Raw genomic sequence first — 9,461 nt, 5'->3', positions numbered from 1 at the left:
TCACTAACCAAACATACGACTTAAAGGTCCCTCTATATTTTTCTTTTTTTAGAGCATCCTGATAATTTTCCTGTGCAAATTTTCCTGAGACACTATCATCTAATAGATTTAAACTCTCTTCAAAACTTGCTTTAAAGATTGATTTTTTCATTTTTACCTTATCAATAATTCCTTGTGCTTTTTAGGCACTTCCAATTAATCTTTATTTCGATTGGTTAAATCATAAAGAGCGAGACAGACCTTTTTAGTTTTCTCAGCTAGTGTAGAGTCTGTGGTTAACTGAGCCTCTAGCTATTCTCTGGACAAATCAGGATCTATCTGCACGATTGAAAGAATGAGATAACTCTCAAAAAGTTCTTATATTTCTGCTTTAATTCCGTCTGACTGATTGCTTCTCTAGCATCCTTTATGACAGCATCAAAATCTCCTGACCTAAGCTTTACGAGTGCCTTGCTCTACCAACTGAGCTAAATTGGCTAACACTTTTATAGTATAGCACTCTCAATTTTTTGTCAGGAAGTTTTAAACGATTTTCTTTATCAAAATCTGGCAAAGATTTTGGGGATCCCATAGTTGAGGAAAAATCTCTAATTTTTTAAAACCAACACTTCGATAAAAGACATTTGTTCGGTCATAATCTTTATTTGAACCTTCTGCCACTGTTTTTACCTGTAGGTAGTCCACTTGTTTGCCTGCTTCTCTTTCTATAGTCGTAATTAATTTCCTTCCAATTCCTTGACCTTGATAAGCTTTTTTTACGCCGAGACAATCAATCTCTGCACACTCTTCACTAGAATAGGACAAGCTTACAAATCCAGTCAAATCACTCTCCTGATAGGCTGCCCAAACTTGCAAATCTTTGGCTCCTTCGATGTAGGCTTGCGTGCTTTCAGGTATTCCAAACCATTCTGGCAAATCCTTTAAAACCTCATCAACAACTGCCATTTTTTGATCTTCATCCTTGACTTCTTCAATTGTAAACATCATAAGTTCCTTTCTTGATTTTAGTCTTACTTTCCCCCTTATGATCCAGCACTTTCGTAGGCATCCAAGCCCCTATCCCAGAGTTTGAGGGAAATGAAAAAGAAGACAAGGGAAATCAGAATCAAACCACCGATATTAAAGAGCCCATTCTTACCCTGCAAGAAATAACTGGCAGGATAGTAAGCCGTAAAGGCAAATGGCACGATAAAACTGATCAACCAACGAAGGAGCGAATTGTAAATGGAAATCGGGTACTTGGCAAAATCATTGAACATATAAAAAATATAAATCATGGCGCCTGACTGTTTAGTCCAAAAAGCGATACTGGCTGTCGCTATTTTCAAGGAAGTATAAATCAAGGTAGCAAATGGAATACAGACTAGGAAAATCAGGAATTTGGGAATCGTCCAAGCAATGCTTGATACTGTTGTTCCCAATAGAATGCAACCGACCAAAAGTTCCCCCAAGGCATCAATCTGAAAGGTCTCAACCAGAATATGAAAGAGAGGGTTGATAGGACGAGTCAAATACTTGTCAAATTCCCCTTTTCGGACTAGTCGTTGACCTAAGGCCCAGAGATTGTCAAAAAAGAGATGGTCCAATCCCTTGGGAATCAAGGAAAATCCGTAGATAAAGGCAATCTCTTGAAAAGTCCAACCTTCTAGGGATGGGATATGTTGAAAGATAACATTGAGAAACAAGAGGTTCAGACCTTGAGTCAGAAAGACTCCCAAGACACCTACCACAAAATCCACCTTGTATTCCATGATTTGCTTGATGTATTGTCTGATAAAAATCAGATGCATGCGTTGATATTTTTTCATACTAACCTCCTTGAATAGTGATAAATGACTGGACTCGTTTCCAAATCAACTGAGACAAGCCCACCATCACTATAAGCCAGAAGATCTGGAGCAAAAGCGCTTGAAGAATCTGACTGGCATCGTATTTCCCAACAATGATCATAACCGGAGTGTAAATCAAGGATGAAAAAGGCAAGAAGGAGAGAATAGCTGAAACCACCTTTGGAAAGAAAGCCAAGGGAATCAAACTTCCAGACATAAAGGCCACTATGGAAGTCTTGAGTAGATTGGAACCCCAAAGATTTTTAAAGACAAATGCTGAAAATCCAAAGCAGATGTTAAAGAAAAAGTTAATTAGATAGGCGAGCGTTAAGCTAAAAAGATATAGAACAGTTAATCCCAGCACTTCTACAATCCCTTGCCCAGACAGGATTTTCATCAAAATAATGACACTTAAAAATGGCAGTCCAACAGAGATAAAAATCAACCACTTGGAGCCAAGTTCGGTGAAAAGGTAAGAGGCCGCAAAATGCACTGGTCTCAGCAAGCGCATGATAATGGAGCCATCCTTGACCTCCTCCCCAATCATAAAGGAGCTATCAGACCTGGTCAAGAGATTGGTCACAAAACTCATGATGATGTAGAAGGTGATATCTGCCATACTGAAGCCCTGAATCAAAGGCTCCTGGGAGGAGTCAAACACAGCCTTCCAGAGATAAAAGGCCACAAAAGCTCCCATGACATCGCCAATCCGATAGAGAATAAAGTTGACTCGATAGGTAATCAACTCCTGAATCCCTGCATTGATAAAGGGTTTATACCGTCTCCACAATTTGACCATCTTAGAGCTCCTTTCGATAGAAGCGACGGATAATATCTTCAATATCCGTATCTACCATCTTCAAATCACGGACTTCAAAATCAGATAAGGTTTGCTTGATAATATCGGCCGACTGGTAGCGGGAACTATCGAATTCAATATTGAGAGTATTTCCTTGTCTATCGATGGTCATATCAGGCAAGCCTTCATAATGAGAGATGAGATGACTTTGACCTGGTATCAGATCGAAAGAGAGAGTCTTCATCTTGCCAAAGGTTTCCTTGAGCTGGCTAACCGTTCCATCAAAAATCTCTTGCCCCTTATCAATCATAAAAATCCGATCACAGAGTTGCTCAATGTCACTCAGATCGTGAGTGGTCAAGAGAATAGTTGTTTCTTCCTCTTGATTGATTTGAGTAATAGCCCGGCGAATGTTATCCTTGACCGACACATCCAAACCAATGGTCGGCTCATCTAAAAAGAGAACCTTGGGATTGTGAAGCAAGGAAGCCGCAATATCCGCCCGCATCCGTTGACCTAGTGAAAGAGTCCTCACAGGATCCTTGATAAATTCCTTCAAATCCAAAACTTCATTCAAAAAGTCCATGCGCTTATGGAAAAGCGAGTCCGGTACATCATAGATTTCTTTCAAAACCGTGTAGGTCTCTTGCAGTGCCAAGTCCCACCATAGCTGAGTTCGTTGTCCAAAAACAACCCCAATATCCTTGACATAATCCTGGCGATTATCCTGTGGAATCTTGCCATTAATCCGACAAAAACCAGATGTCGGTTTCAAAATTCCTGTCAGCATTTTAATGGTGGTCGACTTCCCAGCACCATTTGCCCCGATAAAACCTAGAATCTGCCCCTTGGGCACCTCAAAGGTCAAATCCTTGACCGCTTCAAAGGTCTGCTTTTCAGGATGAATAAAGGAACGCAAAGCCCCCTTCAACCCCGGTTCCTTGACTGTCTTCACAAAATTTTTCTGAAGATGTTTCACTTCTATCATTGCCATATCTATCTCCTACAGTAAAAAATCAACAAACCGTGTCCTCTAAACACAAAAAGCCAATTTCTCATCTCCTAAAATCTGACTTCTTTATCACAGCAGAAGACCTCCGTATTACTCTATTATAAAGCAGTTAAAAAAGGAAACCAAGTGTTATTCTCGAAAAAGAGAAAATAGTTTTGATACTTGAAAAAATCAAAACCACCCGTCTAATTCACTAAACAAAATGACACAATTCAATAATTCATCAAAGCCTCTACATATTCCTGTAGAGGCTCATTTCAGCTTCTCTCATTCTTGCTTGTAAATGTTTAGATAGATTATAAGCCACAAAAAAGCCACCATATGGTGACTTAATTCTTATCTATTTCTCCTCATCCCAACCAGTCTTTTTCTTTGGCAATGCGGACGGCGTCTGTTCGATTACCTGCATCGAGTTTAGTTAGGATGGCTGTCATGTAATTTCGGACGGTTCCATTTGAAAGAAAGAGACTTTCAGCAATTTCTTGGTTGGTTGACCCTTGAGCCACCATGGCCAAGACTTCTTGTTCACGTTGGCTGAGTGGGTTATTGTCAAAGGCGACACCTTCAACCAGCTCTGGTGAGTACTCCTTGTGACCTGCTAGGACGGTATGGATGGTCGCCATGAGATCACTGATGGAACGTTCTTTGAGCACGTAGGCATCCACGTGGGCTGCGAGGGCTCGTTTGAAATAGCCTTTACGTTTGAAAGTAGTCACAATGACGACCTTTATTTCTCTTTGATTGGCACGGATCCACTCCAGAACATCAAGTCCTGTCTTTATTGGCATTTCAATGTCTAAAATGGCCACGTCTACCTCTTCTTTTTCCAAGAGAGCAATGGCTTCTTGGCCATCACTGGTCGAATGGACCTCCTCGACATCGTCCTCCAGCATGAGGAGTTGGCAGAGGGCATCCCTCAACATTGACTGGTCTTCAGCGACTAATAATTTCATGCTTTTCCTCCCTCTTTCAAATGTACACGAATAATGGTTGGATGCGATTGAGACAGGATTTCCAAATCTCCATCTACCAAACTAAGGCGTTCTCTGATACTTTGTAGCTCTTGTCCTGTGACTTCCTTAAACCCGCAACCATCATCTTCAAACTCAAGAATAATACCACGATTACGGCTAAGACGAATCTGACAGCTATCAGCCTTGCTATGTTTAATGACATTATTGGCCAGTTCACGAAGTACCATAGATAAGGTAGACTGAGTAACTGGCGACAGGCTATCTAAGTCAAGACTGCTATCCACGGTCAAGAGGATATCTGATAGATAGGTCAAAGAGACGCTCAAGTTCTAGCAACTCCTCAGCTACAGTTCGATACTTGAGCTGATTGACAATCTCACGCACCTCGTACATGGAGTCACGGCTAATCTGGTTCAATTCTTCCAGATTTTTTCTAGCAGCGTCATACTGCTCCTTGTCCATCTGTTTCAGTGCCAACTCTGTTTTGAGACTCATCATGGCAAAGGTATGCCCTAAGGTATCGTGCAAATCACGACCGATACGGTTGCGTTCATTTTCAGCCGACAGGATATTGATGGTACGATTCTGCTCTGCAAGGGCTCCTTCCATCTTTCTCTCCTGACGTATACGGTTTTGAAAATAGTACATTCCCAACGAAAAGAGGAGAATAGCCATAGACATGAGCTGGGTACTCAAATCATCTGTCAATAGGAAGGATGATGACGTCAAAATCAAGAGGGTCGCTAGAAAGGATAAGAATCGATAAGATGATATGCTATCCTCAAAGCGCCAAACGAGAAGATTGACGTTGAAAAAACAAACCACATCATGCCACCTTGAAAACAAATGGACATAAAGATAATGTAAGCTAGAGTGTAAAACCACAGAAAGGGAATCCACTTGCTATAGGCTTTTTCAAATACACCATAAGGAGATAAGCGATGGTAAACAGTCCTGTCAAAACTAAGGTCCAAACTGGATAATACCCACCAAAGACTCCCAATACTGGGAAGACTAGGAAAATCAGACTAACAAAATAATCGAAATCATTTTTCTGGTAAGTTCTAAACATGGTCACTTTCTCTGTAAGATTTGATAAAAAGGGCTAAGCCTGTAGCTATTGTAGCATAGACCAAGATAAAAATGAGTGATTTCCATGAAAATTCACCTTTTTTCGCAAAATTGACTACCAATTGATTGATATGATAGATGGGTGTCCACTCAGAAATGTGCTGAACCCATTTTGGAAACAAGGTTACTGGCATCCAAGAGCCACCAATAATAGCTAGCCCAAGAAAGACGATATTTCCGACGATAGCCATGATTTGTTGAGATTTAATTTGGGATAGGAGCAAGCCAAAGGATAAGAAGACTAGGCTTGACAAGAGTAATAGAGCACCTGAACCGAGCCAATGTGAGAATGGCATCTCAACATCACGCACAAAAGCTCCCACACAGAAAGTCACTAGGATAGCTACCATAAAGTTCATAAGAACACGGAAGATTTTAGAGAGATAATAGGCCTGAATACTGATTTTTGAATGTTCAATATAGGTTAGCCAATGCTCCGTTTGGTCCTCTTTAAGCATGTAGGGAAAGGTAAAGAAGCCAAAGCTGGACATAGAGAATCCTGTCATGGTCAACATATAAGACAAGATAAAGGCTTTTTGTGACTCTGGGTCAGGACTCATTTCCATACCTGAGTACAAGAGGAAAAATCCGACGGGCATTCCGATAGACATGATAAAGACAGGCCAACTGCGCCATGTTTTTATCCATTCGATTTTAAGTAGTGCTTTCATGACTTGTCCTCCCTTGTGCTATCAAATAGGCTATCTAAAAGTGTCTTATTTTGAATTTCAATGTCAGAAATGCGACATCCTTGAGCTTGTAAACTACTCCAAATATTTTCAATATCTTTAGTCATAAAGGTTACAATATCACGTTTTTCAGTTACTTCATAAATTGCTGCCAGTTTGTCAAGACTTGGCGCAAAGCGACTTGGTAAAGTAACTAGTTTTCCTTTTCCTCGCTACGCATGGCATGTGGCGTAGTATCCCTGATAAGTTTTCCCTGATGAAGGACCAAGATACGATCAGCTGTGTGTTCTACTTCTTCAATATAGTGGGACGAATAGAGGATGGTGACACCTGACTTTTTCAGATCATTGATGATTTCCCAAAAGCGTCGGCGTGTTGTAGTATCCATCCCTGCTGTCGGCTCATCTAAAAAGAGAATGTCAGGCTTGCCAATTAGACAGAGGACAAAGGCAAGAAGACGTTTCTGTCCCCCTGAAAGTTTGCCCGCAAACTGCTGATACTGGTCGTCCTTGAATTGTAAGAGTGCTTGAATCTCTTCTTCAGATAATCCATTTTCAGAAATATCTTGGAAAAAAGCAATCAGTTCCCTGACTCTTAATTGTGAGGGAATGGTATTTTCTTGGAGAAGAACCGCAATTTGATCTTGCGCCTTCCCCTTTTTGCCCTTGATAAAGACTTGACCACTACTGGCTTTCTTATCACCAAGAATACAGGACATTAAGGTCGTTTTACCGGCACCGTTGGGCCCAATTAAGGCAAGACAGTCGCCTTGTCCCACCTCAAAGCTAATATGGTCTAAAATCGTTTTTCCTTTGATCTTTTTGACAAGATTTGTGACTTGAAGGACTGCTTCACTCATGTTTGTGATTTCCTTTCTTTTGGTAGAAGGCTAAAAAGACATAACAGGCTGCAACTGAGACGCCCATAACACTGTAGAGAACATCACTGCTGCCATGAAGTAGGTCATAGGCAAAGAGAATGGTCCAAATTGCCGCTAGGAGCATAATGCTCAATATTTTCAATAGTTTCATGCTGGATCTCCTAGTTTTTCAATTCATTAATGACAAGGTCGATAAAACTTTTAGCCATAGTGATGAGAATGTAGGCTGAGATAGACAAGCCAATAAGCATTCCCAGATGTGAGAAGATAGCTTCAAAGTTGCCCTTTTCAAAAATATCTGTAAACATGCTCAGTCCAGCAAATATAGTTCCGATAACTGCGTAGATAAGGTAAGATGTTTTGATTTTCATGAGATGACCTCTTTCGTTTTTATTATTTCTAAGTTATGACTAAAGTATATCTTTTTGGTCACTCTCTTTTTAGCACCAGATGTCATGACATGGCATGACATTTGTCATGTGACATGTGACATAAAAAAAGCCGACCTAAGTGTCAGCTTTTCATTTATCCTAATGACTATTTTTTGAATGGTTCTTCCACCATGATGAAAGGATAGAACCTGATATATTGTGCCAAATACTAAAGATAGTTGATGGGATAGCAGCTTGTGGCACAAAATATTTCATGGCAAGCGTTGCCCCCAAACTTGAGTCTTGCATACCCACTTCGAAAGTAATGGCTTTTTGTTGAGGTTCTTTCAAACCAAGGAGTTTTGAAAATCCAAAACCAAGGGCATAACCACAAAGATTGTGGAGCATGACAACTGGAATAACAAGAGCTGTCGCTGCTGTGAAAATATTGGCATGGTTGGCAGAAACAACTGCCCCAACAATCAATAGGATGGCAACCTGTGAAATCAAAGGCATAATCTTAATAATGGCATCGATTTTCTTACCAAAAATAGAGTGGATAACCACACCCAAGATAATAGGAACAACAACGATACGCAAGGTACTAAGGAAAAGGTTTTGTGCAGGCACACTGACATAATGACCAGCCAAGAAGGACAAGAGCGTTGGAATCATGAGTGGTGCCAAAAGAGTTGAAAGGGTTTCGATAGAAACATCCAAGGCGACATCCCCTCCTGAAAGAAAGGCCATTACACTAGATGAAGTTCCGCTCGGACAAGACCCAACTAGGATAACACCTGCTGCTGTCGCACCCTTAAGATGGAAAATCATACAGAGCAGCCAAGCCAAACCAGGCATGATGACATAGTGGGCAACAGTCCCCAGGATAACAGGGATTGGACGCTTAGCAATACGCTTGAAATCCTCAGTGGTCAAAGTAAGCCCCATACCAAAGAGAATCAAACCAAGCAAGTAGGCCGTATTGGGAATGACCCAACTACTTGTTGCTGGAAGGGCGTAATTAAAGATCGCCCAGAGAATAACAGCTACAGTAAACCATTTGCTGAGCCATTTACTAAAAGATACTAGTGCTTCCATAATGAAACCTTCTTTCTATTTTCACGATATAGTATAGCACTTTCATTTTGAATTTTAAGGCGTGTTTGGAATTTTCTGAAATTTACTTCAAAAAATAAACCCTTGCAATTGAATTACGAGAGTTTAGAGATTTCTATCACACTTAATCCTTGCCTTCCGACTCCTCTTCAAATTGCTGAGCCCTTTCTTCACCCCACCACAGTGGTAACAATTCCCCCAGAGTGATGGTTTGACGTGTCTCGTAATCAACCATAAACTCCAAGTTACGATTATCGGGATGGAGCTCCATTAGGAATTCCCGACAGGCTCCACAAGGCATACCAGACGGTCCACCATGAGGTGGCTGGTCGCGAAAGGCGATAATACGCTTTACCTTGGTCTGACCAGTCTCTTGATACATATTGAAAAGGGCCGCCCTTTCGGCACAAAGATGGAAAACACCACAAGTTCCTTCCATACAAAAGCCAGTGAAGATTTGTCCATCTTCAGCCTCCACCGCAGCCACCACAAATTGTACCACAAAACAACCCTATTGCCACCTCTCAGAGGTAGAACGAGGAAAAATTGAGGCTTTCCTATCAGAAGGGTTGAAACCAGCTGAGATTGCTAGACGTTTGGGAAGAAGTCGCTCCACCATTTCACGTGAAATCAAGCGTGGGACGACAAACAAGTCAAGCA

At 41.0% G+C, this 9,461-nt stretch carries 10 protein-coding genes and 3 pseudogenes; 1 reads left to right on the top strand and 12 read right to left on the bottom strand.

What is annotated here, in order from left to right:
• Nucleotides 1–522: 522 nt before the first annotated feature.
• From HSISS2_RS02085 to HSISS2_RS02030, 12 genes and pseudogenes are all read right to left on the bottom strand, one after another.
• Nucleotides 523–984, bottom strand: coding sequence for a GNAT family N-acetyltransferase (locus tag HSISS2_RS02085; protein WP_021145135.1), 462 nt, complete (start codon nt 982–984; stop codon nt 523–525).
• Nucleotides 985–1,022: 38 nt separating this feature from the next.
• Entirely contained in the window at nt 1,023–1,808 is a 786-nt protein-coding gene (locus HSISS2_RS02080; protein WP_021145134.1) for an ABC transporter permease, read from the bottom strand.
• Between the two features lies 1 nt (nt 1,809).
• Nucleotides 1,810–2,628, bottom strand: a complete 819-nt coding sequence (locus HSISS2_RS02075) for an ABC-2 family transporter protein (RefSeq protein ID WP_021145133.1) — start codon at nt 2,626–2,628, stop codon at nt 1,810–1,812.
• A gap of 1 nt (nt 2,629) precedes the next feature.
• A complete protein-coding gene (locus HSISS2_RS02070) occupies nt 2,630–3,622 on the bottom strand; it encodes an ATP-binding cassette domain-containing protein (RefSeq protein ID WP_021145132.1) in 993 nt (330 codons plus the stop codon).
• A 368-nt stretch (nt 3,623–3,990) separates the two neighbouring features.
• Nucleotides 3,991–4,593, bottom strand: coding sequence for a response regulator transcription factor (locus HSISS2_RS02065; RefSeq protein WP_021145131.1), 603 nt, complete (start codon nt 4,591–4,593; stop codon nt 3,991–3,993).
• Nucleotides 4,590–5,686, bottom strand: a pseudogene (locus HSISS2_RS02060) (sensor histidine kinase). Before HSISS2_RS02060 ends, HSISS2_RS02065 begins: the two are co-directional and overlap by 4 nt.
• A complete protein-coding gene (locus tag HSISS2_RS02055; RefSeq protein WP_021145127.1) occupies nt 5,679–6,416 on the bottom strand; it encodes an ABC transporter permease in 738 nt (245 codons plus the stop codon). Before HSISS2_RS02055 ends, HSISS2_RS02060 begins: the two are co-directional and overlap by 8 nt.
• A pseudogene (locus HSISS2_RS02050) lies at nt 6,413–7,293 on the bottom strand (ABC transporter ATP-binding protein). Before HSISS2_RS02050 ends, HSISS2_RS02055 begins: the two are co-directional and overlap by 4 nt.
• A complete protein-coding gene (locus HSISS2_RS02045) occupies nt 7,286–7,465 on the bottom strand; it encodes a hypothetical protein (protein ID WP_021145124.1) in 180 nt (59 codons plus the stop codon). Before HSISS2_RS02045 ends, HSISS2_RS02050 begins: the two are co-directional and overlap by 8 nt.
• A gap of 10 nt (nt 7,466–7,475) precedes the next feature.
• The gene (locus tag HSISS2_RS02040) at nt 7,476–7,685 is read right to left on the bottom strand and encodes a hypothetical protein (protein WP_021145123.1); all 210 of its coding nucleotides are present in this window, start codon (nt 7,683–7,685) and stop codon (nt 7,476–7,478) included.
• A 159-nt stretch (nt 7,686–7,844) separates the two neighbouring features.
• Entirely contained in the window at nt 7,845–8,783 is a 939-nt protein-coding gene (locus HSISS2_RS02035; protein ID WP_021145122.1) for a bile acid:sodium symporter family protein, read from the bottom strand.
• A 142-nt stretch (nt 8,784–8,925) separates the two neighbouring features.
• A pseudogene (locus HSISS2_RS02030) lies at nt 8,926–9,291 on the bottom strand (cytidine deaminase); the annotation flags it as partial.
• Here HSISS2_RS02030 and HSISS2_RS10635 point away from each other — a divergent pair.
• Nucleotides 9,257–9,461 (top strand): helix-turn-helix domain-containing protein (locus HSISS2_RS10635; RefSeq protein ID WP_167546418.1); only part of this gene is annotated, 205 nt, incomplete at its 3' end. The pseudogene HSISS2_RS02030 and the gene HSISS2_RS10635 sit on opposite strands and share 35 nt — an antisense overlap.

The organism is Streptococcus sp. HSISS2, assembly GCF_000448665.1.
GTDB lineage: Bacteria > Bacillota > Bacilli > Lactobacillales > Streptococcaceae > Streptococcus > Streptococcus raffinosi.
The sequence above is the reverse complement of the archived record's forward strand: the minus strand, read 5'-3'. Positions and strand labels throughout refer to the sequence as shown.

Bases quoted from the DNA above. Each gene is read 5' to 3' on its own strand.
- HSISS2_RS02085 (WP_021145135.1), bottom strand. From the start codon at position 984: ATGTTTACAATTGAAGAAGTCAAGGATGAAGATCAAAAAATGGCAGTT.
- HSISS2_RS02080 (WP_021145134.1), bottom strand. From the start codon at position 1,808: ATGAAAAAATATCAACGCATGCATCTGATTTTTATCAGACAATACATC.
- HSISS2_RS02075 (WP_021145133.1), bottom strand. From the start codon at position 2,628: ATGGTCAAATTGTGGAGACGGTATAAACCCTTTATCAATGCAGGGATT.
- HSISS2_RS02070 (WP_021145132.1), bottom strand. From the start codon at position 3,622: ATGGCAATGATAGAAGTGAAACATCTTCAGAAAAATTTTGTGAAGACA.
- HSISS2_RS02065 (WP_021145131.1), bottom strand. From the start codon at position 4,593: ATGAAATTATTAGTCGCTGAAGACCAGTCAATGTTGAGGGATGCCCTC.
- HSISS2_RS02055 (WP_021145127.1), bottom strand. From the start codon at position 6,416: ATGAAAGCACTACTTAAAATCGAATGGATAAAAACATGGCGCAGTTGG.
- HSISS2_RS02045 (WP_021145124.1), bottom strand. From the start codon at position 7,465: ATGAAACTATTGAAAATATTGAGCATTATGCTCCTAGCGGCAATTTGG.
- HSISS2_RS02040 (WP_021145123.1), bottom strand. From the start codon at position 7,685: ATGAAAATCAAAACATCTTACCTTATCTACGCAGTTATCGGAACTATA.
- HSISS2_RS02035 (WP_021145122.1), bottom strand. From the start codon at position 8,783: ATGGAAGCACTAGTATCTTTTAGTAAATGGCTCAGCAAATGGTTTACT.